The sequence below is a fragment of the Nonomuraea sp. NPDC049269 genome (assembly GCF_043197155.1).
GTDB lineage: Bacteria > Actinomycetota > Actinomycetes > Streptosporangiales > Streptosporangiaceae > Nonomuraea.
Genome location: NZ_JBICSO010000006.1, coordinates 723,577 through 749,140 on the forward strand (window position 1 = coordinate 723,577; position 25,564 = coordinate 749,140).

A 25,564-nucleotide genomic window follows, 5' to 3' on the forward strand; every position below is an offset into this window, starting at 1 on the left:
GAGGAGGCCCGTTGAGAGACAACCTCGACCTCGCCGCGAGCGCCCAGCAGCTGGCCGACGCCGCGCCGGCGGGCTCGCTGGACCGCGCGGCGGCCGCGTCCGTGGCCATCACGCTGGCCACCACACGCGACGTCTTCCAGGCCAGGCAGACGCTCGACGGACTCGCACCGCAGGACGTACGCCAGGCGGCGCTGACACTCTTCGAGGAGCTCTCGGAGAGCTGACCGGACCGACCCCCATGCCGACGCCGCACCCGGTGAGGGCGCGCGGCGTCTTGAGCGTGCCGTCTTACGCACTGCCGACCGGCGAAACGGCGGCCGGCGAAATGCCGAGGCGAGCCCGTACGGCCCGGCGCGCCCATGTGACGGCCTGGCGGTCGCCGTGCAGTTGCAGGGCGTGGTTCAGCGACATGACCAGGCCGATCAGCTCGAACACCAGCTGATCGGCATCGATGCCGCCCGGCAGATCCCCGGCGGCCACGGCCCGCCGCGTCTCCTTGAGCAGCCGCGCCCGCCAGGTGTCGAACCGGGCCTCCACCGCGTCCCGCACCGCCCCCGCGCGCCCGTCGAACTCATGGGCCGCGGCGACGAAGAAGCAGCCGCCGGGAAAGACCCCGCGCTCCAGGTAGGAGATCCACGTTTCGCAGAGCGCCCGCAGCCGTGGCATTCCGGGCTCGATCCGTACGACGGGCTCCCAGACCTCCGCGCGGAAGACCTCGCCCGCCCGGTCCAGCACCGCCAGTTGCAACGCCTCTTTTGAACCGAAGTGCCCGAGGACGCCGGACTTGCTCATGCCGAGCTCGGTCGCGAGGCGGCCGATGGTCAGCCCTTCCAGCCCCTCGACGGAGGCGATGCCGACCGAGCGGTCGAGGATGGCGAAGCGGGTGCCGAGGGCCTCCGCCACAGATCTACGCGGGCTCATCAGGCCATTTTAGCGTCCGAACGGTCGGTTGCTATAGTCCGGCCCATGAATGGATCACGCATCGTCGCCACCGGCCACTACCAACCGGCCAAAGTGCTGACCAACGACGACCTCGCCGCCATGGTCGACACCTCCGACGAGTGGATCACCAAGCGGGTCGGGATCCGCACCCGGCACATGGCCGGGCCGGAGGAGGGCGTGACCGAGCTGGCCGGGCACGCGGCGGCCAAGGCGCTGGCGGGCAGCGGACTCAACGCGTCCGACATAGACCTCGTGCTCGTGGCCACCTGCACCCAGACCGAGCGGGCGCCGAACGTCGCCTCCCGCGTCGCGGCCAAGCTCGGCGTACCGGAAGCGGCCGTCATGGACCTGGGCGCGTCGTGCTCCGGCTTCACCCACGCGCTGGCCATGGCCGACCACACGATCAGGGCCGGAGCCGCCACGCACGCGCTGGTCGTCGGCGTGGACAAGATGACGGCCGTGACCGACTGGACCGACCGTACGACGTGCGTACTGACCGGCGACGGCGCCGGGGCGGCGGTGCTGAGCGCGGCGGCGGAGCCGGAGATCGGGCCCGTCGTCTGGGGCTCGGCCCCCGAACTGGGCGATGCCGTGCGGATCGGCGGCACGCCCACCCGGTTCGCCCAGGACGGCCAGACCGTCTACCGCTGGGCCACCACGCGGCTGCCGGACATCGCCCGGCGCGCGTGCGAGCGGGGCGGCGTCAAGCCGGAGGAACTGGCGGCCGTGGTGCTGCACCAGGCGAACCTGCGGATCATCGAGCCGATCGCGCAGAAGCTCGGCGCGGTCAACGCGATCGTGGCCCGTGACGTGGTCGAATCGGGCAACACCTCGGCCGCGAGCGTCCCGCTGGCGCTGTCGAAGCTGCTGGAGCAGGGTGAGGTGCGGCGGGGGGCGCCGATGCTGCTCTTCGGATTCGGCGGGAACCTGTCGTACGCGGGCATGATCGTCCGTTGCCCCTAGGTGCGTTCGATATAATGAACTTATGGTTCATCATATCGGAGCACAAGACGCCCTCTACCTGGAGGACACCTACCTCACCAGCGTCGACACCAGCGTGACCGCGACCGGCTACGACGAGGTCGGCGGCACGTGGGTCGCGGTGCGGCACAACATCTTCCATCCGCAAGGTGGCGGGCAGCCCGCCGACCACGGCTGGCTGGGCGAGTGCGAGGTCGTCCCGGTACGCCATGCCGCGACCGGCCTGGTGATGCTCCAGGGTGCCGGGCTGGACGGCCTGTCCGAGGGCGATGTCGTTCGCGCGCGCGTCGACGCCGACCTGCGCCTGCTGCACGCCGCGCTGCACACCGCCGGCCACCTCGTCGAAGCGGCGGGCCGGCCCGAAGGCTGGACACTGGCCGGCAGCAACCACTTCCCCGGCCAGGCCCGCGTCGAGCTCACCCCACCCGAGGCCGGCACGCGGCTCGCCGATGCCGAGGAGAGGGAGAAGGCCGCCGACCGGCTGCGCGCGTTCGTGGCCGCGGCCATCGCCGACGACCTGCCGGTCACCGCCGAACACGACGACGAGGGACGCCGCGTCGTACGGCTCGGGGACATGCACGCCGCCCCCTGCGGCGGCACTCACGTGCGTAGTCTCGCCGACCTGCGAGAGGTGACGATCTCCGCCGTGAAGCTGAAGAAGGGCCGCATCCGCGTCTCCTACACCGCCTCGCACAGGCCGTCGCGATGAGCGCCCCTGGCCGGGACCGCCGTCCCACCAGCAGCGCCGCCGCCGCTGCCGGTGCCCAGATCCAGCGCCGCCGGCAGCAGCGCGGCATGAGCCAGGCCGAGCTGGCCCGGCGGACCGGGCTGAGCAAGGCGACGCTGTCACAACTGGAGGCGGGCATGGGCAACCCCACCATCGACACCCTGGACTCCGTCGCCGTCGCCCTGGCAATCCCGCTCACCGACCTGCTCATCCGCCACGGCGACCCCGGCACCGTACACATCGCCTCGACGGTCGCCGGCCAGGACGAACCCACCCGCGAACTGCTCCGCCGCATCAGCGGCGGCCACAGCCTGGAGATCTGGCGACTGCGCCTCCCACCGAACACCACCGTCGACGGCATCCCCCACGCCCCCGGCACGACCGAGCACCTCCTGGTCGCCTCCGGCAACCTGCTCGCGGGTCCGGCCGACGATCCCCGCCGCCTGGAGGCCGGCGACATGCTGGCCTTCGCCGGAGACGCCCCGCACCGCTATCGCACCGACGACATCCCCGCCGATGTCACCGTCGTCATCGCCTCACCAGTCGCCGGCTGAGAAGCCGGACGGTTCGGCTCCCTCCGCGCGGTGCGCGACCAGCTTCACGCACCCAGATCGCGAGGCGTCGCGCGCTGACGCTAGCGTTGGAGGGGAGGAGAGGGGTTCCGTTGTCAGTCGTGAAGATCAACGTCCTGACCGTGCCGGCGGAGATGCGGGAGGAGTTGGAGCGACGCTTCTCCAACCGGGCGGGCATGGTGGAGTCGGCCGACGGGTTCGAGTGGTTCGAGCTGCTCAGGCCGGTCGAGGGCACCGACCAGTACCTGGTCTACACCCGCTGGCGCAGCGAGGACGACTTCCAGACGTGGCAGCAGGGTCAGGCCTTCCAGCGCGGGCACGCGCAGGCCGGGGCCGCCCAGGGGCATGGCCACGGCCAGGGGCCCGCCGCGTCCGGATCGCAGCTCTGGTCGTTCGAGGTCGTCCAGAGCGCCAGCCCGAAGAGCTGAGCCGCGCCTGCGCCTGTCGCGTTGATCACGACCTTCTTCCAGGATCCGGTGACTTCCTGAGGCCCGGCGGCTGCCGCGGCACGGCAGAGCGGCGGCCTCGTTCAGGCGCGGAAGCACGATCAGTTGACAGGCAAGTATCGGCTTGCCTATGGTGCGGCGTGTGGGTGACGTCTTCAAGGCCCTGGCCGATTCCACGCGCCGGACGATCCTCGACGAGCTGACCGACCGCAACGGACAGACGCTCTTCGAGATCTGCGCCCGGCTGGCCACCAAGCATGAGCTCGCTTCGTCGCGGCAGGCGATCTCTCAGCATCTCGACGTCCTCGAAGCTGCCGGCCTGGTCGAGACCAGGCGTGAGGGCCGGTACAAGTTCCACTACATCAACACCAGCCCGCTCGAACCGATCATCGAGCGGTGGCTCAGAAGGGGACCGACATGAGAATCAACCTGACGAGCGTGCTCGTTGACGACCAGGAGAAGGCGCTGCGCTTCTACACCGACGTGCTGGGTTTCGTGAAGAAGCACGACATCCCGCTCGGCGAGCACCGGTGGCTGACCGTGGTGTCCCCGCAGGACCCGGACGGCACCGAGCTGGTGCTCGAACCCGGCGCCCACCCGGCGGTGCAGCCGTTCAAGGAGGCGCTGGTCTCCGACGGCATCCCTTACACCTCTTTCGCCGTCGACGACGTCAAGGCCGAGTACGAGCGGCTCCGCGGCCTCGGCGTGCGCTTCACCCAGGAGCCCGCCGACATGGGGCCGGTGACCACCGCCGTGCTCGACGACACCTGCGGCAACCTGATCCAGATCGCCCACCAGGCCGGCTGACCCCTTTACCGCCGTCCCGCCAGGCCGCTCCGGTACGCGATGATGGCCAGTTGGGTGCGGTCGCGGGCGGGCAGCTTGGTGAGCAGCCTGCTGACGTAGGTACGTGCGGTCTCGGGGCTGATGAACAGCTCGGCGGCGATCTCCTGGTTGTTCAGGCCGCGCCCGATCGCGGCCAAGACCTCGCGTTCGCGGCCGGACAGTCCTTCGACCAGCTCCGGCCTGGTTCGCGGGTGCGCCGAGGCGGCGGCGCGCATGACCTTCTCGGTGATCGACGGCGCGAGGAGCGATTGGCCGCCGGCCACGAGACGGATGGCATCGCGCAGGTCCTGCGGCTGGATGTCCTTCAGGAGGTATCCGGACGCGCCCGAGCGGATCGCGTCCAGGACGTTCTCGTCCTCGTCGAACGTGGTGAGCACGATGATCCGGACGCCGTCGAGGTCGGGGTCGTCGAGAATGCGCCTGGTGGCGGTGATGCCGTCGAGCACGGGCATGCGGATGTCCATGAGCACGATATCGGGCCGGTGCTCGCGTACCGAGTCGACCGCGCTCCGGCCGTCGCCGGCCTGGGCCACGACGGCGATGTCACCGTCGTGTTCGGCCAGCGCGCGCAGGCCCGAGCGCAGCAGCGGCTCGTCCTCGGCGATGACGATCCTGATCATGTACGGGGCTCCCGGGCCAGCGGCAGCCGGGCGGTCACGGCGGTGCCGGACGTTGACGACCTGCTGGTGCTCAGCGCGCCTCCCAGGAGGGCCGCCCGCTCGCGCATCCCGGCGATGCCGCGCCCGTCCACGCTCGGCTCGGTCGTCGCCTTGCCGTCGTCGCCGATGGTCAGGTAGAGCGTGTCGTCCTCGATCCTGGTGGTGATGGTGAGCGTGGTCGCACCGGCGTGCTTGATCACGTTGGTCACAGCCTCCTGGGCGATGCGGTGGGCGGCGGTGGCGATCGTGGGTGGCACGCGCGCCGGGTCGGCGGCCAGCTCGGCGCGCGTGGTGAGACCGGCCTGCCGGGCGGTCTCGATGATGGTCCGGATGCCTTCCAGCGTGTGGGGCGCGCGGTCGTCGTGGCCCGTCCGCGCCGGGGAGTGCAGCATGGACACGGTGGCACGGAGTTCGCGCAGGGAACGCGTGGTGGCGTCGGTCACGTTGGACAGCGATCGGGTCACCGTGTCGTCGTCGCGTCCGACGGCCTCGCCGGCGACGTTGGCGTGCACGGTGACGATGGCCAGGGCGTGCCCGATCGTGTCGTGCAGGTCACGAGCGATGCGGATGCGTTCTTCCTGCATGGCGCGTTCGACGCGGTCGCGTTCTCGCTCGCGTTCCAGGGTGATGATGAGTTCCTGTTGCTCGCGCAGTTGGTGACGGCTGCGCACGGTTGAGGCGAGTGCGATCGCGCAGCCGATCAGTGCGGCGTTGGTCAGCAGGTCGTAGGACAGGACGTCGCCCGGCTGGTGCTCGTTGACCGCTCGGAAGAAGGCGGACACGGCCAGCAGTACCAGTCCCGCGCTCAGTGGCCACCGGATGTTCCTGCGTTCGGCGGCGAAGTAGAGCGCCGCGACGGCGGGGGCGGCCATGCCGATCGGTGGATAGTCCATGGCGTAGTAGGTGAAGATGCCGAGAATGGTCGTCGTGAGCACCACGAGCGGGGCGGCTCGGTGCGCGAGCAGCAGGACACCGAACCCGCTCGCGAAGGCGTAAGCGCCCCACCCGCTGTAGCCGCTGCTCGGGGCGCCGACCGCGATGATGAGTGAGATCGCGAGCGCTTGCCCGACGGCGACGAGGGCCAGGAACACCCAGTCCGGGACACCATCGGCGTCCTGGGGTCGTCCGTGCTGGAGCATGCGATCCGTCCTTCTCGCCCGTCCCGTCCTAGTCTGTGGCCTGGCGCGCTGTGAGGCGGGCCGGACCGCGCAGATGTCGCTTCTCGACGTACAAACGGGCCGCGGAATGACGCTTGAGGGGCGATGCGCGGCGGGACCACGCGTTCGTACGTTCGACCGCATGACGTCGAACCAGCAACCTCTTCATTCGCTCAACTGGCTGCTCATCGTAGGCCTGGCGGCCATCGCGCTGGTCCGGCCGCTGTTCTCCATGGTGGGCCTGTCGGACGCGCTCGGAAAGCCGGCCACGCCGATCGTCCTGACGGCCGCGATCTCGCTGGCCTGGATCCTCATCGTCGGACTGACCCAGGTGCGCAGGCCCGTACTGACGCTCGTGCTCGCCGGCCTCCTCTACGGAGTCGTCGCCATCGCGACCAGCGGTCTGGCGCTGCGCGGCGGCCCGGTCGTGATCTTCGGCAGCGTGTCCATCCTCATCACCAACCTGGTCTGGGGGGCGGCCTGCGGCCTGCTCGCGTTGCTGATACAGCGGCTGCGCGGGGTGCGTTGACGCTGTCGGCCAGGCCGCGCTGGGCCGCGGTCCGGACAGGCGCTGCTCACGCTCAGCGACCTCCTGCGGATCTCACGGAGCGCGTAGGTGGTCGGCCAGCCGCTCCAACTGCTCGGCGTAGTAGTCGCCGAACTCGGGTGAGCCCGGGTCGAGGCCGCAGGCGGCCCGGACGAGCTGTGGGAAGGCGATCCCGGCCGCGGCCATCCCGAACAGCGCCACCATCAACGCGGCCGGGTCCAGGTCGGCGGGGAACTCCCCGGTCTCCTGGCGGGCGCGCAGGTGCTCCAGGTCGCGGCGCACGTCCTCGGCGAAGGCGGGATCGGGCGGACCGTCGTCGGTGAGCCCCTGCCAGACCATCAGCTTGCCGAAGTCGCGGCGGCTGGAGTTGGCCCGCGCGTAGTCCGCGACGAGCCGGCCCAGCGACGACCCCCGGTCGGCGAACACGCTCTCCTCGCTCTGCCAGCGGGTGTTCAGCGCACGGAAGAGCCCCTCCTTGCCGCCGAAGTAGTAGGAGATCAGCTGCTTGTTGACCCCGGCCCTGGCCGCGATCTCGCCGACCCGCGCCCCCGCGAACCCCTTGGCCGCGAACTCCTCCAGCGCCGCCTGCAGGATGCGGGCCTTGGTGCGCTCCGGGTCGCGCTGCTTCTCCTCCGGCTCTCGTCTCATGGCCGAACTTTATCATCCATCCGGATGGTTGACAGAATTATCCGTACGGTTGATAGTCATGGACATGACAGCACACATCGCGATCATCGGTGGCGGGGTCGGCGGCCTCTGCCTCGCCCAGGGACTGCTCAAGGCCGGCAAGCACGTCACCGTCTACGAGCGGGACCGCACCCCGGCCGACCGGCTGCAGGGCTACCGGGTGCACATCGACCCCAACGGCGCCCGCGCCCTCCACGACTGCCTGCCTGCGGATCTCTGGCAGGCGTTCCTCGCCACTACCGGGCAGGGTGGTCAGGACTTCGGCTTCCTCACCGAGCGGCTCAGGACGCTGGCGTTGATCGAGACCCCGCCCGCGGCCGACCCGGTCGACGACCACCACTCCGTGAGCCGCATCACGCTCAGGCAGGTGCTGCTGAGCGGGCTGGAGGAGGTGGTGCGGTTCGGCAGGACGTACGAGCGCTATGAGCGGCGGCCCGACGGGCGCGTCGAGCTGTTCTTCGCCGACGGCTCCAGCGAGACGGCCGACATCGTGGTCGCCGCCGACGGCGGCAACTCGCGGGTGCGCAAGCAGTATCTGCCGCACGCCGAACGGGTGGACACCGGTATCACCACGGTGGCGGGCAAGTTCCCGCTCACCGACGAGACCAGGGCGCTCATCTCCCGTCGGCTCGTCGAGGGGCCGAACACCGTCATCCCGCCCAAGGGCCTCGGCATGTTCTGCGCCCCGCACGACCTGGGCGACGTGGCGCCGGTCGGCGGCATCGGGGCGACCGAGCAGCAGGGCGCGCTGATGGACAACGCCGGCAGCTACATCCTGTGGGCCGTGGGCGCCACCAAGGACCGCTTCCCCGCCGACGTCGCCGAACTGCCGGGCGTCCGGCTCAAGCAGGCGGTGGCGCGGATGGTCGAGTCCTGGCATCCCGACCTGCGCAAGCTGATCGACCTGTCGGATCCCGACACGGTCTCGCTGCTGCCGATCCGTACCTCGATCCCGATCGAGCCATGGCCGGCCACCACCATCACGCTGCTCGGCGACGCCATCCACAGCATGACGCCGATGCGCGGCATCGGCGCCAACACCGCGCTGCGCGACGCCCGCCTGCTCTGCCTCGCGCTGACCGGCGGGCGGGACACGGTCAAGGCCATCGCGGGCTACGAGGAGCAGCTGCGCGAGTACGGCTTCGCGGCCGTGCGGGACTCGCTCCGGGCGGCCGAGCAGTTCATCGGCGAGAGCCGGGCCGCCAGGATCGGCTTCAAGACGTTCCTGCGTACGGTCCAGCGGTTCCCGTCGCTCAAAGCGAAGGTCTTCTCGTGAGCGTCGTACCGTAGGGGGCGAGGCTTGGAGGGTGGATGCGGATCGGGATCCTGGGGCCGCTCCAGGTTGCGGGGGCCGCGGTCGGCGGCGCGCGGGTGCGGGCGCTGCTGGTACGGCTGGCGCTCGACCCTGGGCGGGTGGTGACGACCGACCGGTTGATCGACGACCTGTGGCCGGGCGAGCCGCCCGAGCATCCGATGGCCGCGCTGCAGTCGCTGGTGTCCAGGGCGCGCAGGGAAGGGCCGGGCCTGATCTCCTCCCATCCGAACGGCTACCTGCTCGACGTACCCGCCGGTGAGGTGGACGCGTGGGAGTTCGAGCGGCTGGCCCGCGTGGGAGACGCGCACGCGGCGCTGGCGCTCTGGCGCGGACCGGCGCTGGCCGGTGTCGATCTGCCCTTCGCGGAGGCCCCGGCCGCGCGGCTGGAGGAGCTGCGGCTGGCGGCGCTGGCGACCCGGATCGCGGCGGACCTCGCCGCGGGCGGCGCCATCACGGGCCGCGACGTCATGAGCGGTGACGTCGTGGGCGGCGACGTCGTGGCCGAGTTGGAGGAGTTGGTCGCCGAGCACCGGCTGCGTGAGCCGTTCCACGCGTTGCTGATGCGGGCCATGGTGGCGAGCGGGCGGCGGGGAGAGGCGCTGGAGGTCTTCGAGCGGATCAGGGCGGAGCTGGCGGACGAGCTGGGCGTCGATCCGGGAGCCGAGCTGCGCGAAGCGCACCTCGCGGCGCTGCGGGACGAGGAGCCGGCGCCGCGGACCAACCTGCCCGCCCGGCTGACCAGCTTCGTCGGGCGGAACGACGACGTCTCCCGGATCCGGACGCTGGCGGGCGCCCGGCTGATCACCCTCGTGGGGCCCGGCGGGGCGGGAAAGACCCGGCTGGCCGTCGAGGCCGCCGCGACGCTGCGGGTGCCCGACGGGGTGTGGCTGGTCGAGCTGGCCTCTGCAGCCGGTGTACGGGCCGCGCTGGAAGCCGTGCTCAAGACATCTGACCTGGTCAGAGCGCTGCGCGGCACGTCACCCGTGATCGTGCTGGACAACTGCGAGCACCTGATCGACGAGGCCGCGCGGGTGGCGCAGTGGCTGCTGGGCGAGGTGGCCGGGCTGCGGATCATCGCCACCAGCAGGGAGCCGCTGAACATCTCCGGCGAGTCCCTGCATCCCGTGCTCCCGTTACCGCAGGAGCCCGCCGTGGAGTTGCTCCGCGACCGGGCCGCCGCCGCCCGCCCCGACCTGGTGCTGGCGCCGGCCGAGGCGGCACGGATCTGCCGCGAGCTCGACGGCATCCCGCTGGCCATCGAGCTGGCCGCCGCCCGGCTGCGGACGATGTCGGTGTCCATGCTGGTCGAGCAGCTCGGCGACCGGCTGGCCTTCCGCGGCAGCCGTACCTCCGAGCCCAGGCACCGCACGCTCCGCGCGGTCATCGACTGGAGCTGGAACCTGCTGTCGGAGGAGGAGCGGGAGCTGCTGCGCGGGCTGTCGGTGTTCTCCGGCGGCGCGACGGCCGAGGCGATCGCCCGGATCTGCGGCGGTGACCTCGACCTGCTCTCCTCACTGGTCGACAAGTCGCTGATCGCGGTCTCCGGCGACCGCTACACGATGCTGGAGACGATCAGGCAGTACGTCACGGGCGACCTCCCGGAGATCAGGCAGGCCCATGCCGGCTACTACGCCGAGCTGGCCGAGTCCGCCGAGCCGCACCTGCGGACGGATGAGCAGGTCAAGTGGCTGGCGATACTCGACGCCGAGCAGGGCAACCTGGACGCGGCGCTCCGGCATTCCGACGACCCGCTGCGGATCATCCTGCCCAGGCTGTGGCCGTGGATGATGCGCGGGCGGCGGCACGAGATCGCCGCGCACGCGACCGCCGTGCTGCGCAGGGTCGGCGACGTGGCGCCCGAGGGGCGGGAGCTGGCCCACGGGCTCTGCATGATGGCCGCCATGGGCACCGAGCCGACCCGGGCGGTCCTGGAGTCGGACCATCCGGCGGCGCTGCACTCGTGGGCGATGATCATCGCGCTGGGCCCGCCCCGCGACGTGGTGGCCATCACGGAGGCGGGCGCCGAGCGGCTGCGCGATCATCCCGACACCTGGACCAGGTCGACGGCGCTGCTGGTGGCGGGCATCGTGCGGTTCGAGTACGGGGCGGTCACCGGCGCCGAGTCCCTGCTGGAGCCGGCGCTCGACGGCTTGCGCCGGACCGGCGACCGCTGGGGACAGTGGGCCGCCTATTACTGGCTGTCGCTGGCCGCCGAGAACCGCGGCGACTTCGCCCGCGCGCTGGTCCTGGCCAAGGAGCCGGAGCCGATCGCGGCGGAGCTCGCCGCGCTGGGGGCGCCGCTCGGGCCGATGAGTTTCCTGCTGCGGCTCGGCCAGCTCATGACGCGCTCGGGCGACCACGCCGGCGCGGCCACCGCCCTGGAGCGAGCCTGGCAGGCGGCGCTGCGGTCCGAAGACCCGCTGGCCATCGCCCGGGTCATGCACGCCAGAGCCGAGCTGGCCAGGCGTTCCGGCGATCAGGGCGAGGCCGCCCGGCTGCTGCGCAGCGCCCTGGCGATGGACATGGACGCTCCTCCCCAGTTCAGGGCGTTCATGAACGTCGAGCTGGCCCGTGTCGCCGAGCCGGACGAGCCGTTGCGCAGGGCGCTGGAGCTCATGGCCACCTGCGAGGACAGGACCGCCCGCGCGACCGTGCTCGAAGGCGTGGCCGAGCACCGCGAGCCCCTGACGGCCGCCGAGCTGCTGGGGGCGGCCAGGGTGCTCCGCGGGATCACCGAGTCGGCCGACCCGTTCGTGGTCGCGCTGGCCACGCGCTGCCGGACGGCGCTGGGCGAGCGGCGCTATGAGGAGGCCCTGGTCAAGGGGGCGTCGATCCCGAACCCGGAGAGGTACGCGCTGAGCCCGCTCTCGTCCCCGTGATAGCCGATGTAGCCGTCGGGGCGGACCAGGATGACGCCTTCCTGCCCGTCGAGCGGCGGCAGGACCCTGATCCCGTCGCCGTACTCCCGGCCGGTGGCGCCGAGCAGCAGGAAGTGCGTGCCGCGCTGCTCGTCGAAGAGCGTCCCCAGGCGTTCGCCGCCCCGCTCGCCCACGGACAGGGCGCTGCCGAGGTAGGCCAGGTCGAGCTGGTTGGTGTCGTCACCGCGCTCGATGTCGCGCTCCCGGTGCAGCCGGGTGCTGAGACCCAGCACGTGCGCGGCCACCGCCATCCGCTCGTCCTCGTAGGTGTCGATCAGCGCCGCCGAGCCGGCCGCGAGCTTCCAGGCCAGGTTGTAGGCGTCCTGGACCCCGGTGTTGAGCCCCTGGCCACCGGCCGGCGAGTGCACGTGCGCGGCGTCCCCGGCCAGGAACACCCGGCCCACGCGGAACCGCTCGGCCATCCGGACGTTGGCCCGGTAGTCCGAGCGCCACAGGATCTCGTCGAGGTGGACGTGCGGGGCGTGCCTCGTGACGAGCGCGCGTAGGTCGTCCTCGCCCGTGTACGGCGCGACGAGCTGGAAGACGTCCGTGTTCGGCAGCGGGCAGAGGCCGAAGTACATGACCTGCTCCTCCATGGAGCCCCAGAGGTGCCAGTGGTCGCGGTCCAGGTCGCCGGTCTTGACATCGGCCAGCAGCATGCGCTCGCTCTCGTACGTCTCCCCCGCGAAGCCGACGCCGAGCTGCTTGCGGATGGTGCTGCGGCCACCGTCGGCGCCGACGAGGTAGGCGCAGCGGACGGTCTCGCCGCCGCCGAGCGTGGCCGTCACCCCTTGCTCGTCCTGCTCGAAGCCGGTCACCTCGGTGCCGAACTCGACCCGATGGCCCAGCTCGGCGAGCCGGTCGCGGAGGATCCGCTCGGTGCGCCACTGCGGCTGCATGATCAGGTTCGGGTACGGGATGCCCGGCGACGGCTCCTTGGGCTCGTCCATCCGGCCTTCCCAGACGATCTGCTCGCCCTTGTAGCTCCTGATGCCCGGGTAGCCGCTCCCGGTGGCGAGGATCTCGTCGATGACGCCGAGGTCGTCGAAGACCTCCAGTGTGCGGGGCTGCAGCCCCTTGCCGCGCACTCCCGTGGGGGGCTCGGCCGACCTCTCGACGATGCGCAGGTCCACGCCGCGGCGGGCGAGCTCGATGGCCAGGGTCAGTCCTGTCGGCCCGGAGCCGACGATGAGTACGTGTGTCATGCCGGCCACGATGCGCGCGGCCGCTGCCAGATCTCTGTCAGCCGCTGTCGCGGGGTTTCGACTGCGGCATGGGCGAAACCATGTCTTGGCTTAGACGAGACTATTTGCAGGCGCGACGGCGGATACTAGCCGTGATCTCCCGTCATCACGGAGAATGCGCAGGGTGGGGGCAACTTCCACCTCTAAGTGAGGAGACCTGTGGCCGATACAGGCACGCTCGAAACCCGTGGTAGTGACTTCGCGAAACTAGCCCGACAAATCCAGGACGCCGGCCTGCTCGACCGGCGTCCGGTCTACTACGCCGTGCGGCTGACCCTGGTGTTGGCCGCTTACGTCGGTATGTGGGCGTTGTTCTGGTGGGTCGGCGACTCATGGTGGCAACTGCTGGTGGCCGTGGCGCTCGGCGTGGCCTCCGCGCAGATCGGCTTCGTCGCCCACGACCTGGGGCATCGGCAGGTCTTCAGGACCCGCCGGGCGAGTGACATCGTCGGGCTGCTCATCGGCGACTTCGGCATCGGGCTGGGCTGGGGCTGGTGGAACACCAAGCACAACCGCCACCACGCCAACCCCAACCACGAGGACGAGGACCCCGACGTCTCCCCCGCCGTGATCGTCTGGTCGACCGATCAGGTGCGCCGGAGCCAGGGTCTGCCGAGGTTCATCGCCAAGTGGCAGGCGTTCTGGTTCTTCCCCCTGCTCACGCTGGAGGCGTGGCACCTGCACATCGCCAGTGTGAAGGCGGTGTTCCAGCCGACGACGAAGCACCGGAAGTGGGAGGGGGCGCTGCTGCTGGCGCACTTCGCCTGCTACTTCGGCATCGTCTTCGCCGTGCTGCCGCTCGGTATGGCCCTGGTCTTCGTGGTGGTGCACCAGGGGCTGTTCGGCGTCTATCTGGGCAGCACGTTCGCGCCCAATCACAAGGGCATGCCGATCCTCACCAAGGCCGACAAACTCGACTACCTCCGCAAGCAGGTGCTGACCTCGCGCAACGTCAAGGGCGGCGTGTTCGTGGACGTGGCGCTCGGCCAGCTCAACTACCAGATCGAGCACCACCTGTTCCCCAACATGCCGTCGCCGAACCTGCGCAAGGCCCAGCCGATCGTCCGGCAGTACTGCGCCGACCTGGGCGTCAGCTACCTGGAGACCGGGCTGATCGCCTCCTACGGCCAGGCGCTGCGCCACCTGCACGAAGTGGGCGCCCCCCTGCGCTGAGCAGCCCAGCGGATCAGCCGCCGTCGCGACGCCGGAGGAGGTCGTCGCGGCGACGTTCCAGGTCCGCGATCAGCTCTTCCTGCTCGTCGGCCATGCCGATCATCGCGCCGATCTCCACCTGATCGGTGGCGCCCATGTCACCGATCTGGTCGCGCAGATCCTTGGTCTGGGCTCGCAACCTGGTCAGGTCCTCTTCGACCTGACGCAACTCGTCTTCTACGCTCATGCTCCGGCTCTACCCATTGCGGGGCGGTTGGGCACCCGGACGGCAGGCCGTACAGAATGGGCGGCATGCGCACGTTGTCGGCCGGCACCATCGTGTCGCTCGCGGTGGTCATCGCCGTGCTGGCGGGCACGGTGGCCACGTCCTTCCTCCATCCGGGCATCGCTCCGAACGCGCTGGACGTCCTGCTGCCGCTCGTGGCCGGTGCCGGGGTGCTGGCGCGGCAGCGGTACCCGGTGGCGGCGCTGATCGTCGTGCTGGTGGCCGTCGCGCTCTACTATCCGTTCGCCCGGCTCGACGGGCCGATGATCGTCCTGTCGTTCGTGGTGCTTTACACCGCCGCCGAGCTGGGCCACCTGATCGCCGCCATCGCCGCGGGCGCGGCCTCGCTGCTGGCCATGGGGCTGGGCGAGACCGGCGGGATCAGGCACGTGGACGACAGCATGTTCCTGATGATCGCCGGTTGGGTGGTGGCCGCCGTCGCCGGTGGCGGCGTCACCCGCAACCGGCGCGCCTACCTGCGGGAGGCCGAACGGCGCGTGCTCGACGCCCTGCACAGCAAGGAGGAGGAGGCCAGGCTGCGGGCGAGTGAGGAACGGCTGCGCATCGCCAGAGAGCTGCACGACGTACTCGGGCACAACATCTCGATGATCAACGTACAGGCCGCGGCGGCGCTGCACGGGCTGAAGAAGCGGCCGGAGGCCGCGGAGGACGCGCTGCGGACGATCAAGGAGACCAGCAAGGAGACGCTGCGCGAGCTGCGTACCACGCTCGGGGTGCTGCGGCAGGTGGACGAGGGCGCGCCGACCGCGCCCGCCGACAGCCTGGCCCGGATGGAGGCGCTGGTCGCGGGCTCGGGGCTGGACGTGCGGACCGAGCTGTCCGGGCGGCTGGACGAGGTGCCGACCGAGGTGGACCTGGCCGCGACCCGCATCATCAGGGAGGCCCTGACGAACGTCTCCCGGCACTCGGGAGCCGACGCGGCTCGGCTGACTGTCACCAACGAGTCCGGACATATCGTGATCCGCGTGGAGGATGATGGACCGGGGGCGACGTTCACCGACGGGACCGGGTACGGGCTCCAGGGCATGCGTGAGCGCGCCACCGCGCTGGGCGGCACCCTGGAGGCGGGCCCCCGGCCTGACGGCGGCTTCCTGGTCGTCGCCGACCTTCCACTGAACGGAGTGCGATGATCCGCACGGTGCTCGCCGACGACCAGAACCTCGTACGGGCCGGATTCCGGTCCATCCTGAACGACGAGGACGGCATCGAGGTGGTCGGCGAGGCGGCCAACGGCGCCGAGGCCGTGGCCAGGACCCGCGAGCTACGACCTGACGTGGTGCTGATGGACATCCGGATGCCCGAGTTGGACGGCCTGGAGGCGACCCGGATGATCGTCACGGACCCGCGGCTCGACGGCGTCAAGGTGATCATCCTGACCACGTTCGACCTGGACGACTACGTCTACGGCGCGCTGCGTGCGGGCGCGAGCGGCTTCCTGGTCAAGGACACCGAGCCGGCCGAGCTGATCCACGCGGTCCGGGTGGTGGCCAGAGGGGACGCGCTGATCGCGCCCTCGGTGACCCGGCGGCTGATCGCCGAGTTCGCCGGCCGGGTCAAGCGCCCGGAGCCGGGCCCCCGACTCAACGCACTCACCGAGCGCGAGCGGGAGGTCATGGCGCTGGTCGCGGCCGGGCTGTCCAACGACGAGATCGCGGCCCGGCTGGTGCTCAGCCCGGCCACGGCCAAGACGCACGTCAGCCGCATCATGACCAAGCTCGGCTCGCGCGACAGGGCGCAGATCGTGGTGCTCGCCTACGAGGCCGGCATGATCACCCCGGGCTGGCTTACCCCCTGAGTTGTACAGCGGGCGGCCCGTTGACACCACAGGTGTACGACAGGTGCACGCCCCGGCATGACGCGGCGGAGGTGACCTTGACCGGAACCTCTGAGCATGGAGACCGTAGACCTCGCCCGCCTGCAGTTCGCCCTCACCGCAGGGGCGCACTTCCTGTTCGTCGCGCTGACCCTCGGGCTGGCGACGCTGGTGGCCGTCATCCAGACCTGGGCCACCTTGACCGACAGCCCGGTGCACCTGCGGATGACCCGGTTCTGGGGGCAGCTCTACATCATCAACTACGCGATGGGCATCGTCACCGGGCTGGTCATGGAGTTCCAGCTCGGGCTGTCGTGGAGCGGGCTCACCGAGTTCGCCGGGAACGTGTTCGGCTCCTCGCTGGCGATCGAGACGATCGTGGCGTTCTTCGTCGAGTCCACCTTCCTGGGCCTGTGGATCTTCGGCTGGAACAAGCTGAACCGGTGGGCGCACCTGGCGCTGATCTGGGTCGTCACGCTGACGGCCTACGCCTCGGCGTTCTGGATCCTGATCTCCAACGGCTTCCTGCAGAACCCGGTGGGCTACCAGCTCAAGGACGGCGTCCTGCGGCTCACCGACTTCGGCGCGCTGGTGGCCAACCCGGCGGCGCTGGTCGCCTTCTTCCACATCGGCGGCGGAGCGCTGATCGTCGGCGGCTTCCTGATGGCCGGGGTGAGCGCCTACCACCTGGCCAAGCGCACCGCCGAGCAGGACTTCTTCCGTAAGTCGCTGCGCCTCGGGATCGGCGTGGCGCTGCCCGCGACGCTGTTCACCGCGACGTTCGGCGGCATCGGCTTCCAGACGCTGCAGCCGACGAAGCTGGCCGCCTGGTCGGGCAGCGCGCACCGGCTGGCCGAGGCGCAGGCGGAGATGGTGGCCAAGTACGGACCAGGTGACTACCTGCCACCTTTGGGCTGGGTGCACGCCGGCGGGATCACCATGTTGACGCTCTTCGCGGTGCTCTTCTTCGTCTCCGGGGCGAGCTTCCTGTTGATGCTGTTCCGGCCGGTCGTGCGGGGCTTCCGGCCGTGGCATTGGCTGCTGACCGCGTTGATCCCCGTCCCGTTCGTGACCATGATCGCCGGGTGGATCTTCCGCGAGATGGGCCGCCAGCCCTGGGCCGTGTACGGCCTGCTGAAGACGGCCGACGCCATGTCACCGGTGTCGTACGGCCAGATCAGGTTCTCGCTGACCGCCTTCGTCACCGTGTTCACCGTGCTCATCCTGGTCAACTACTGGCTGCTGGCCAGGACCGCCCGCAAGGGACCGGGTGAGGTCGCGCTGGGCGACCGCCCGATCGAGACCGCCGCCCCCGTCCTGACCTTCTGAGGAGCCGTCATGGAGATCCTGATCCTGGCCTTCTTCGCGCTCGGCTACCTCGTGCTGGCCGGGGCCGACATCGGCGTCGGCATGGTGCTGCCGTACCTGGGGCGCGGCGCGGACGAGCGGCGCGAGGCGATCGCCGCGATCGCGCCGTTCTTCCTCGGCAACGAGGTGTGGCTGGTGGCCGCCGCGGGAGTGCTCGCCGGGCTCTTCCCCGCGCTGGAGGGCTCGTTGCTGAGCGGCAACTACTCGCTCGTCGTGATGCTGCTGCTCTCCTGGGTCATCCGGGACAGCGGCCTGTGGCTGCGCGGGCGGCTGCCCGGCGCTCGCTGGCAGGGGCTCTGGGACGGCGCCGTCGTCGTCGGTAGCTGGGGGCTGGCGCTGAGCTGGGGTTGCCTGCTCAGTGACGTGCTGCTCGGCATCCACGGGCCCATCGCGCTGGTGCCCGCCCTGCTGGTGGCCGCGCTGTTCGCCACGCACGGGCTGTCGTTCGCGGCACTGCGACTGCGGGGCGTGCTCCGGGAGCGGGCGGCGGTGCTGTCCGGCGGCGCCGGCGAGGGCCGCACCTACGCCCTGACGGCGACGGCCCTGGTGGCGATTGGCGTCCTGACGGGCTTCCGGCTGCCACTGGCACCGGGCACCTCGGGCGCGCTCCTGGTGCCGGTCGTCCTCACGATGATCCCGTTCCTGGTGGCCTCACAGGCATGGGTCTGGTGGACCTTCCGGCACCGGGTGACGGGCCCGTCGTACCTGTAACTCCCAAGTCCCAGCTGGCCCTCAGGGTCTTCGGCAGAGCATCGCTCCGTCCGGGACGACAGGATTTGCACCTGCGACCCCTTGACCCCCCAGATCAGCGGTCCGCTGTCCCTGTGGGCACGACCCACTGGGTGGGCTGTCCGGTGATCGATGCGACCATATCGAAGTCGCCGTCGTAGTGGAGCACGGTCGCCCGGTGACGTTCGGCAGTGGCGGCAATAAGGAGATCCGCCATGGACAGGGCACGGTGAAAACCACGCTCCAACGCGACGCCTTGAACCTCGAGCACGCGCTCGAACACCTCGTCTCCGCAGTAGAGAAAGTTGAAGCCGCGCAGCAGGAAGTGGATGCGGGCCATGTCCGGCTTGTTGCGAGCGCTGTAGACCATCTCCCATTCCACCGCCGCGCAGGTGGCCAGGACGCCCCGGTCACTGAAATCATCCAGAACCCGGCCGACGGAGGGATGGCCCCAGCGCGCGAGCGCGGATTTGTCAGCGAGGTAATCGGTCACGCAGCACCTTGCTGCGTGGAGCGCTGAAGGGTGCCGTCGGCATTGCGGGGACCGGTGTTCTCCACGATCTCGCTGAGGTCGAGCTCCCCGCTCTTGATCGCGTTCGCGAGCTCCTGACGGAGATGGCGCTTGACGGCATCCTCCATGGCCATGCGCACAGCCTTCGCTTTGGTCTTTGAGCCATAGATGCGCATGGCCTCGGCCACCATCTCGTCATCGAGGTCGATGACAGTTCGGGACATGACAGGACCCCTCCGTTGGCCATCCTCCCCCAAACGATACCGCACACGCAGGAAGATAGATATCATTTCCCGCTGGGCGTGGGACTCCCCTCGCGACGCTGCACCGCAAGGTGCGTCCAGTCGCAAGGCCGGGTACCGATCAACAGGGGTGCCTCCCCACTGACCCCCTGCCCTCAGGGTGCGAGATGCTCCCTCAGACCCGGCGGCCATGCCTCGAGTTCCCGGTCCACCAACAGCTCAGCGTGCTCAGGCGGCCCTTCGACCCGGAACAGCACGACCCGCCCCTCCGGCTCGGGCGCGGCCACAACACGGTGCGCGATCTTCGCCGGGTCGAACGGGAAGTCCCAGTGCGCCAGCCGGCCGTACACCCGGCCGTCGGCGACCAGCTCTGACCGCCGCACCCACGGGCTCCGCGAGCTGCCCACCGCCGCGCGAAGCAGGGAGCTCCCCGGGTGCGGCCACTCCGCATCGGACTCGTCCACGATCACGGCCGATCCGGACCGCAGCCGCAGCGGCTGTGTGGTGGCCTCGGTCAGCGCCGCCAGCAAGGATTCGTCCGCGACCGTGAACCGATCGAGCAGCAGGGCCGCGCCCACGGCGTCGACGTCGCCGTACACGTCATAGAACGTGGCGGTGGTCCGAGCGGCGGGATCTTCCATCCTGCGGATATCGCCAGGTTTTGGACGCGCGAGGTGGGTACGCTTCCCCATCGGCCCGATTGGCTGGCCACTCACCAACACACAGATGGCCAAATCGCTTCTCCTCGCCACCCCAAGTCGGATGGGAAGCTCAGAGAATTACGCCGGAGCGGCGTGCGACAGCCCGTAGACCGGAGAGCTTGCTGCGGCGGTCTCGATGGAGCAGGTCGGTGATCACCTGTCGGAGGCCGGTTCGGCTGACCTCCGAGGGAGCTTGGCTGCAGCGTTCGGCACCCGCACCTACGTCAGGCACTGTTGCATGGTCTTCCGTCGCGAGCCCGTGATCGGGCAGACCCGGAGCTCGCGGCCTGTCTCGTCGACGACCTTCCTGCGTCCCAAGGGCCGCTCGAGTAGGACGGGCACTTCGACGCCACGGAGGATGTCGAGCACGGCAGGAGGCCACAACTCGTCCCGCCACATCTCCAGCAGCGTGCGTTCGGGGGGCGGGCAGGCATCACGAAGCACTATCCGAAGCCGAACACTCGCCTCGGACTCGACGGCTTCGACTTTGTCGGTCTGGAGACATGCCGAGTCGCTCGCCCCGCCGAAGACCTGCAGGATCAGGACCCGTCCTTCCACCATGACCGTGTCGATCCGCCCGGGAAAGGGCGGTTCGACCGGCCGGGACTCCCGCATGCCAGCCACCATGGAGACGGCGACGGCCAGCACCAGGAGGCAGAACATGCGCCACAGGAAGGACGGGCCCAGGGGGTTCATTTCTTGTAGACGTCCTTGCCGACTGCCTTCATTACGTCATGGATGTCGGTGAAGAAGTTCTCGCAGGTGGACACGCTAGGCTTGCCTTCGACGTTGTTGCTGCCGTGGTGGATGCCCTTGGCCACCACGAATCCATCGCCCTTGCGGAAGGTGTAGACAGGAGCGCCCGAGTCACCCCCGATCGTGCACCGGCCGGATTTCTTACCGACCTGAACCCAGCGTGTAGTGCTATCCGAGGCCTCGAGCTTCACGCCGATGTCGGTGACTTTGAAGCCGCAGATCTGTCCGTTGGACAGGACCTTTGTATTCGGGCTGGCACCGCCGACGCAGTATTGGTCTTTTTCTTTCGCGGGGATCGAGAATCGCCCACCCACCCATTCCTTTACTGTTGAGTCCCTGGGACCGATGAAGATGGTGGGGCTGGTGACCCGGCCGAGTACCGTCTGTATCAGGGACACGTCGCCATAATAGGTCGGCTGGTTCGGCAGTTTGATCGTTCCTTGACCGGCCACCCAGTTCGTCCATTCGAGGACACCAGCGCTCGGGGTTCCGCCAGGCGCAACGCAGTGCCCGGCGCTCGCCATGAGGTGGTCGGCCGCAGTCCCCATGGCGAATCCAGTCGTGCACCCCCCTCTGGTGCCGTCGGGATTCAAGGAAGAGAACGTTGAGCCGCCGTTAAGCTTTCCCGTGTCATTCTGTCGGCTGTCCGCGGCGGAGGTGGAGGCGGAGGATGTCGTGCCGACGTCCAGGCGCGGACGGTCACTCTCCGACCGCAGCCAGATGGCGACGTTGTACGTGCCGTACCGGTCCGCCAATGCCTTACGCAGCCCGGCGGAGGCGTCGGTGGACTGCACCACGACCAGGTTGCGCTCGGGCCAGATGTGCGTGGCGAACAGCGCGGTTCCCGCCGGGATCGTCTCGTCCAGATCGAGCACCTGGTCGGTGATGGTGTTCAGCGCCTGGTAGCTGTTGGCGACCTCGGCATATCGGGGAGTGATCGAGTACGGGGTTTCCGCGGCGGCCACCGCGGCAGTCCTGGCCGCCGGCGAATCCTCGTTCTCGAAACCGGTCGCGAGGGTTTCATCGGCGTCGCCGTTGTCCAGCGCGATCCCGCTCAGCACCTGGCTAGCGGTGCCCTTGCCCGCAAGCGTCGCGGGAGCGACCACCTGCCCGCTGGCCGGGTCGAAGTAGGGCGGGGCCAAGGTGGTGGCGTTGGTCTGTGCACGGTCGTCAGCGCCGTTCAACGCGTGCACGTTCTCGGAGGAGACCGGTAGCCCGTCCAGCTTCCAGTCCGCGGGCGCGGTGAACACTTCCACCCCGTCGGGTCCCGCCGGGTACAGGACCTGAGGTGCCGGGACCGGTTGGGTGACGACCGTCAGCTTCGGCACCTCGGTGCCGGGGTCGCCGTACTCGGTGGAGGCGAGCTCGCGGAAGTTGTCGGAGGTGTTGGCCTCGTTCGGCTCCTGCAGTGTGAGCCCGTAGTTGGGGCTGCCGCTAGCCCAGGCTGCGGCGATCTCCTTGACAGGCCAGTCGAGTGTCCCTCTGCCGCAGTCGCTGGCGTGGGACTGGGTGACGATCGTGGCGCCCTCGGTGGTCGTGGCCGGCTTGTTGGCCCAGGTGAGGTTGTACGGATCCCAGCGGCTGGTGGTCCGCCGGACCTGGATACCGTCTCCAACCTCTCCACAGCCCGGGCCATCGGTGTTCACCACCGACAACTTCGCGTCGATGATGCGCTGACCCGTGAGAGCCATGGTGTCGAAGCGCAGCAGGACGCGGTTACGTATGCCGAAGATGCCGCCGGCCATCAGCAACGGCGAAGACGGGTCGCCCGCGCCGCCCTCGTCGGAGACGTCCACGTCCGCACTCGCCGGCATCGCGACCGAGCCGCTGATCGTCACGGGGAAGGCCGCGGTGTCCAGCTTCGCGCCGTCCAGCGCCACCCGCAGGTTGTCGCCGGACTGCTCGCTCTTGAACGCGCTGGGGGCTGATTTCGTGGCCGTCCGCTGTCCTGGCTTGATGTGCAGGCGGGGCGTTGACGCGTGCAGAATGGTTCGCCCCTGAGCGTCCACGAGCTCCTCCCGCTGCTCGCTGGGTGAGGCGCCCTTCATCTGCACGGGAAGTGTGAGGTCCAGGGGTTTCGCCGGGCGACGCTGCAGGACGATCTCGTAGCGGAATCCCGCTGCCATGGCGCTGACCACGAGCTGGGCGCCGTCGCCCAGGTCGTACGTCGCTCGGTTCGCCGAGACCTGAGGGCGCGGGAGCGGGGTCGGCCATGACAGGGCGAGCGATTGACCTTCGGCGGTCGACAGCTGGGCGAACGGTTCGGACTTCCCGCCAGCCGTGAAAGCGAGCGGAGCCTTCACGAGTTTCGGCCGAAGAGCGCCGTCCTTCTCGACGAGCCCCGTGTTGATCCAGGCCCACGCTCCGTTGTTCTGCTTGAGCCGCACGGGACGGGACCAGGTTCGATGATCACCTGCCCGTCCTGCCGACGGACCACTCGCCGAGATTCTGTGGCGGCGCCCAGGATCTCGCCTGGCAGCTGCTTGGTCGCGGTCGCCATGGAAACGGGCGACGGGCCGGCTTGTTGTGCTTGGACGGGCGGAGGGTTGAGGACCGAGGCGGCGAGGGCCGCACCCGCTGTGACGACGAGAGCTGAGCTTCGTAATAACCGTCTAAACCGCAAAGGCGCCATCTCCATGAAGATCCTGACAATCCGGAAAACTCGGAGTGAGCGTAGATCACGAACGGCTTGACGGCAAGATCAACACTGAGTCATGGCATGATGACCGGAGCGTGGATTTCCGCAGCATGGCATGTACGGATGCCTCCCGTACTTTCGGCGTAGGGGATCTCGGGCAGGCAAAAGGGGTCCGGTTCAGCCGGACCCCTTCTACGGAAAGTGAGCTACGAGAGGTCGAACTCTCCCTTGCCGGCTCCGTCCAGGAAGGCTGACCACTCTGCGTGAGTGAACGCCAGGACGGGCCCCGATCCGTGATCCTTGGTGTCCCTCACCAGAACCGAGTCATCGGCGCGCCGCATCACCTCGACGCAGCTACCGCCGTTGCCGCCCGACGCTTTCGCCTTGGTCCAGACTCCTACTGGCAGACCTGGTGTGTTACTCATAGCGGCCCATCACCTCGCGTATGATCTCCCTGCTGGCGTCAACGGGATGCGCCATGTTGGACAGGGCATCCCATCGCACGATAAGCGCTTGCACGGTCTGAGTGCGATTGGTTACTCGACCTTCCTCGACGCTCTCTATGTAGGCGTGGTCAGGTCCGCCGTCCCTCAGAGTAGCCACCTCGAACGCGCCCAGCAGACCCGTGGTCAGCCCTGCCGCAAGGGGTAGCACCCTGACTGTGACGTAAGGAGGATTGAGGATCTCCAAGATTTTCGCAAGCTGCTCGCGCATCACCTCTCTTCCGCCTACCGGTCGGTGAAGAACATTTTCATCGACCAGAGTCGAATACATCGGAGGTGGCTTACGGAGAAATACAGACTGTCGTCGAATTCGAAGCTGTACCGCTTTCTCGGCTTGGTCTTCTGTCGCGCCTGGTTCACCTAGGAAAACTTGCCTAGCGTAGCTTTCCGTCTGGAGCAGGCCGGGAATGATCATCGGCTCCGAGGTACGTATGGTGTGCGCGGCGGCCTCTACACGCGGCCACTCCTGGAACCACTTCGGCCCGAGAGAGTTGTGGATCTGTGGGAGGAGCTCCAGGAGCTGTCCGTGGAGGCCAAGAGCTTTCTCGATCTCTCGTGTCAGCTCTTCGCTCGGCTTGCGCATCATGCGCTCGACGTGCCCCACGGCGCTCTCGCTGTAGGAGAGTCGCTCCGCCAGGCGCTCCTGGCTCAACTTTTGTTGCGTCCGGTATGAACGTAGGCGGGAGGCGAATTCCTTCCATGCCTTCCGACCAGGATCCTGCCCATTTTCGGTCATAACAACCCTTTCGGCCTTCTGCCCGTACTCCCTCACTTACGGCCAAGCAGTGAATCCGGAAGAAACTGTACGCCTACTTTTGAGGACTGGACAGGGATAGAACGCCATTGTGAGAGGGCCTACCGAAATCGTAGGACTGTAAGTCCCGATGCCCCAGGCATGTCCGATCTTGTATCACCCCAGGGTGGATCAATGCATGCACATAGCCCCCAAGTACACCGGACGTTGCTTCGCGCCAGTCCCGACACCCCACGTCAAGCCCGCCAAGTCGTGCGCATATGGTCAGCCCTCGGCTTGGGGCTGAAAAGTGATCTGCTGGAGGATGTCGTGTTGGTGGTCTCCGAGTTGGTGACCAACTCCGTTAAACATGCACATTTCATCCCGGGTCGGGAGTGGGTTCAGCTCAGCATCGATACGGACCCAGCGTCTATCCGCGTGACAGTGACGGACCCCGGCCATCCCTCCGAATATCCGCAACGGCCATGGGCGGACTCGCGGAAGTTGAGCGGTCTCACAATGGGAGGCAGGGGACTACAGATCGTTGATCATATTTGCAACGGCGTCTGGAATACGAGCCTGACGGAGAGCCATGAACGCATGGTTCAAGCCCGAATTCCCATAGATCCCCACACCTGATAGGCACGCGCACACGGGAGGTGCGACCCATGGACAACTCCAGAACCACCCCGACTGTGCTGGATGAGTGTCTGAGTCCGCACGTGGCCATGGTTCAGCGTGATCATGTGCGGCTGGAGTGGCGCACGCCGTACCCGGTGCTGGCGCGGGCGCGCGTGGTGGCCTGGACCTGTTTCTGCCGAGCGACGGTCTACGAGCTGTGTGAGAGCGCGGGGCAGGCGTTCATCCGCCGGACCGTCCAGTTCGGCCGCGAGCACGAGGTGCACGAGACCTCTATCCGGCCGATCAATGAGACTCGGGCGATCTGGACGGGATTGTTGTCCGGAAGAGCCCGTTAGAACAGGCGTGGCGGCGGGGAATCTGGAGGGACGACGCCGCCACGCCTGCTGAGGAACGGCCCGGGCTTGGCCGGGATCCACTGCTTGCCGTAC

General features: G+C 69.0%; 30 protein-coding genes. 17 read left to right on the forward strand and 13 right to left on the reverse strand.

Annotated elements, in window-relative coordinates:
* Positions 1-11 precede the first annotated feature (11 nt).
* Positions 12-224: a hypothetical protein gene (locus ACGFNP_RS35305; RefSeq protein ID WP_358332188.1), complete on the forward strand. Its 213-nt coding sequence runs from the start codon at positions 12-14 to the stop codon at positions 222-224.
* A gap of 64 nt (positions 225-288) precedes the next feature.
* Here the strand turns inward: ACGFNP_RS35305 and ACGFNP_RS35310 are convergent, their stop codons facing one another.
* The gene (locus ACGFNP_RS35310; protein ID WP_393326064.1) at positions 289-921 is read right to left on the reverse strand and encodes a TetR/AcrR family transcriptional regulator; all 633 of its coding nucleotides are present in this window, start codon (positions 919-921) and stop codon (positions 289-291) included.
* Positions 922-966: 45 nt separating this feature from the next.
* Here ACGFNP_RS35310 and ACGFNP_RS35315 point away from each other — a divergent pair, with 45 nt between their 5' ends.
* From ACGFNP_RS35315 to ACGFNP_RS35340, 6 genes are all read left to right on the forward strand, one after another.
* Entirely contained in the window at positions 967-1,905 is a 939-nt protein-coding gene (locus ACGFNP_RS35315) for a beta-ketoacyl-ACP synthase III (RefSeq protein WP_358332194.1), read from the forward strand.
* Positions 1,906-1,927: 22 nt separating this feature from the next.
* On the forward strand, positions 1,928-2,632 hold the full coding sequence (locus tag ACGFNP_RS35320; protein WP_393326067.1) for a hypothetical protein: 705 nt from the start codon (positions 1,928-1,930) through the stop codon (positions 2,630-2,632).
* Positions 2,629-3,204, forward strand: coding sequence for a helix-turn-helix domain-containing protein (locus ACGFNP_RS35325; protein ID WP_393326069.1), 576 nt, complete (start codon positions 2,629-2,631; stop codon positions 3,202-3,204). The genes ACGFNP_RS35320 and ACGFNP_RS35325 overlap by 4 nt, the downstream gene beginning before the upstream one ends.
* 110 nt (positions 3,205-3,314) lie before the next feature.
* Entirely contained in the window at positions 3,315-3,650 is a 336-nt protein-coding gene (locus ACGFNP_RS35330) for an antibiotic biosynthesis monooxygenase (RefSeq protein WP_357651355.1), read from the forward strand.
* Between the two features lie 160 nt (positions 3,651-3,810).
* The gene (locus ACGFNP_RS35335) at positions 3,811-4,089 is read left to right on the forward strand and encodes a metalloregulator ArsR/SmtB family transcription factor (protein ID WP_358332203.1); all 279 of its coding nucleotides are present in this window, start codon (positions 3,811-3,813) and stop codon (positions 4,087-4,089) included.
* A complete protein-coding gene (locus ACGFNP_RS35340; protein WP_358332206.1) occupies positions 4,086-4,475 on the forward strand; it encodes a VOC family protein in 390 nt (129 codons plus the stop codon). The genes ACGFNP_RS35335 and ACGFNP_RS35340 overlap by 4 nt, the downstream gene beginning before the upstream one ends.
* 5 nt (positions 4,476-4,480) lie before the next feature.
* Here the strand turns inward: ACGFNP_RS35340 and ACGFNP_RS35345 are convergent, their stop codons facing one another.
* Positions 4,481-5,134, reverse strand: coding sequence for a response regulator (locus ACGFNP_RS35345; protein WP_393326074.1), 654 nt, complete (start codon positions 5,132-5,134; stop codon positions 4,481-4,483).
* Positions 5,131-6,312, reverse strand: coding sequence for a sensor histidine kinase (locus ACGFNP_RS35350; protein WP_393326077.1), 1,182 nt, complete (start codon positions 6,310-6,312; stop codon positions 5,131-5,133). The genes ACGFNP_RS35345 and ACGFNP_RS35350 overlap by 4 nt, the downstream gene beginning before the upstream one ends.
* Before the next feature lie 160 nt (positions 6,313-6,472).
* Between ACGFNP_RS35350 and ACGFNP_RS35355 the strand changes: the two genes are divergently transcribed.
* On the forward strand, positions 6,473-6,859 hold the full coding sequence (locus ACGFNP_RS35355; RefSeq protein WP_358332215.1) for a hypothetical protein: 387 nt from the start codon (positions 6,473-6,475) through the stop codon (positions 6,857-6,859).
* Positions 6,860-6,931: 72 nt separating this feature from the next.
* On the opposite strand, the gene ACGFNP_RS35360 is transcribed toward ACGFNP_RS35355, so the two are convergent.
* Positions 6,932-7,525 (reverse strand): TetR/AcrR family transcriptional regulator, encoded by a 594-nt coding sequence (locus tag ACGFNP_RS35360; protein WP_393326080.1) that lies wholly within the window; start codon positions 7,523-7,525, stop codon positions 6,932-6,934.
* Between the two features lie 64 nt (positions 7,526-7,589).
* Here ACGFNP_RS35360 and ACGFNP_RS35365 point away from each other — a divergent pair, with 64 nt between their 5' ends.
* Together ACGFNP_RS35365 and ACGFNP_RS35370 are read left to right on the forward strand one after the other, a co-directional pair.
* Complete coding sequence (locus ACGFNP_RS35365) at positions 7,590-8,840, forward strand: FAD-dependent oxidoreductase (protein WP_393326083.1); 1,251 nt, start codon at positions 7,590-7,592, stop codon at positions 8,838-8,840.
* A 35-nt stretch (positions 8,841-8,875) separates the two neighbouring features.
* Positions 8,876-11,758, forward strand: coding sequence for a BTAD domain-containing putative transcriptional regulator (locus ACGFNP_RS35370; RefSeq protein ID WP_393326085.1), 2,883 nt, complete (start codon positions 8,876-8,878; stop codon positions 11,756-11,758).
* Here ACGFNP_RS35370 and ACGFNP_RS35375 read toward each other — a convergent pair.
* Positions 11,680-13,002: an FAD-dependent monooxygenase gene (locus ACGFNP_RS35375; protein WP_393326088.1), complete on the reverse strand. Its 1,323-nt coding sequence runs from the start codon at positions 13,000-13,002 to the stop codon at positions 11,680-11,682. The two genes, ACGFNP_RS35370 and ACGFNP_RS35375, sit on opposite strands and share 79 nt — an antisense overlap.
* A 198-nt stretch (positions 13,003-13,200) precedes the next feature.
* Between ACGFNP_RS35375 and ACGFNP_RS35380 the strand changes: the two genes are divergently transcribed.
* On the forward strand, positions 13,201-14,214 hold the full coding sequence (locus ACGFNP_RS35380; RefSeq protein ID WP_358332230.1) for an acyl-CoA desaturase: 1,014 nt from the start codon (positions 13,201-13,203) through the stop codon (positions 14,212-14,214).
* Between the two features lie 13 nt (positions 14,215-14,227).
* On the opposite strand, the gene ACGFNP_RS35385 is transcribed toward ACGFNP_RS35380, so the two are convergent.
* Positions 14,228-14,440, reverse strand: coding sequence for a hypothetical protein (locus tag ACGFNP_RS35385; RefSeq protein ID WP_393326091.1), 213 nt, complete (start codon positions 14,438-14,440; stop codon positions 14,228-14,230).
* A gap of 65 nt (positions 14,441-14,505) precedes the next feature.
* On the opposite strand from ACGFNP_RS35385, the gene ACGFNP_RS35390 reads away from it, so the two are divergent.
* The 4 genes from ACGFNP_RS35390 (at position 14,506) to ACGFNP_RS35405 (ending at position 18,392) form a co-directional block, all read left to right on the forward strand.
* On the forward strand, positions 14,506-15,630 hold the full coding sequence (locus tag ACGFNP_RS35390; RefSeq protein WP_393326093.1) for a histidine kinase: 1,125 nt from the start codon (positions 14,506-14,508) through the stop codon (positions 15,628-15,630).
* Positions 15,627-16,295 carry a response regulator transcription factor gene (locus tag ACGFNP_RS35395; protein WP_358332236.1) on the forward strand — a complete coding sequence of 223 codons (669 nt, stop codon included), beginning with the start codon at positions 15,627-15,629 and terminating at the stop codon, positions 16,293-16,295. Before ACGFNP_RS35390 ends, ACGFNP_RS35395 begins: the two co-directional genes overlap by 4 nt.
* Before the next feature lie 96 nt (positions 16,296-16,391).
* Complete coding sequence (locus ACGFNP_RS35400; RefSeq protein WP_393326096.1) at positions 16,392-17,642, forward strand: cytochrome ubiquinol oxidase subunit I; 1,251 nt, start codon at positions 16,392-16,394, stop codon at positions 17,640-17,642.
* Positions 17,643-17,651: 9 nt separating this feature from the next.
* Entirely contained in the window at positions 17,652-18,392 is a 741-nt protein-coding gene (locus ACGFNP_RS35405) for a cytochrome d ubiquinol oxidase subunit II (RefSeq protein WP_393326099.1), read from the forward strand.
* Between the two features lie 94 nt (positions 18,393-18,486).
* Here ACGFNP_RS35405 and ACGFNP_RS35410 read toward each other — a convergent pair whose 3' ends face one another.
* From ACGFNP_RS35410 to ACGFNP_RS35440, 7 genes are all read right to left on the reverse strand, one after another.
* Positions 18,487-18,903 (reverse strand): PIN domain nuclease, encoded by a 417-nt coding sequence (locus tag ACGFNP_RS35410; protein ID WP_358332245.1) that lies wholly within the window; start codon positions 18,901-18,903, stop codon positions 18,487-18,489.
* Positions 18,900-19,145, reverse strand: coding sequence for a type II toxin-antitoxin system VapB family antitoxin (locus ACGFNP_RS35415; protein WP_357651335.1), 246 nt, complete (start codon positions 19,143-19,145; stop codon positions 18,900-18,902). The genes ACGFNP_RS35410 and ACGFNP_RS35415 overlap by 4 nt, the downstream gene beginning before the upstream one ends.
* 173 nt (positions 19,146-19,318) lie before the next feature.
* Entirely contained in the window at positions 19,319-19,804 is a 486-nt protein-coding gene (locus tag ACGFNP_RS35420) for a hypothetical protein (RefSeq protein ID WP_358332248.1), read from the reverse strand.
* Positions 19,805-20,083: 279 nt separating this feature from the next.
* A complete protein-coding gene (locus ACGFNP_RS35425; protein WP_358332251.1) occupies positions 20,084-20,560 on the reverse strand; it encodes a hypothetical protein in 477 nt (158 codons plus the stop codon).
* Positions 20,557-23,007, reverse strand: a complete 2,451-nt coding sequence (locus ACGFNP_RS35430) for a DNRLRE domain-containing protein (RefSeq protein ID WP_393326103.1) — start codon at positions 23,005-23,007, stop codon at positions 20,557-20,559. Before ACGFNP_RS35430 ends, ACGFNP_RS35425 begins: the two co-directional genes overlap by 4 nt.
* 457 nt (positions 23,008-23,464) lie before the next feature.
* The gene (locus tag ACGFNP_RS35435) at positions 23,465-23,683 is read right to left on the reverse strand and encodes a DUF397 domain-containing protein (RefSeq protein WP_357957810.1); all 219 of its coding nucleotides are present in this window, start codon (positions 23,681-23,683) and stop codon (positions 23,465-23,467) included.
* Positions 23,676-24,497, reverse strand: coding sequence for a Scr1 family TA system antitoxin-like transcriptional regulator (locus ACGFNP_RS35440; RefSeq protein ID WP_393326281.1), 822 nt, complete (start codon positions 24,495-24,497; stop codon positions 23,676-23,678). Before ACGFNP_RS35440 ends, ACGFNP_RS35435 begins: the two co-directional genes overlap by 8 nt.
* Before the next feature lie 192 nt (positions 24,498-24,689).
* On the opposite strand from ACGFNP_RS35440, the gene ACGFNP_RS35445 reads away from it, so the two are divergent.
* Together ACGFNP_RS35445 and ACGFNP_RS35450 are read left to right on the forward strand one after the other, a co-directional pair.
* Complete coding sequence (locus tag ACGFNP_RS35445; protein ID WP_393326106.1) at positions 24,690-25,133, forward strand: ATP-binding protein; 444 nt, start codon at positions 24,690-24,692, stop codon at positions 25,131-25,133.
* A 29-nt stretch (positions 25,134-25,162) separates the two neighbouring features.
* Positions 25,163-25,471 (forward strand): hypothetical protein, encoded by a 309-nt coding sequence (locus ACGFNP_RS35450; RefSeq protein ID WP_358340597.1) that lies wholly within the window; start codon positions 25,163-25,165, stop codon positions 25,469-25,471.
* Positions 25,472-25,564: the final 93 nt, after the last annotated feature.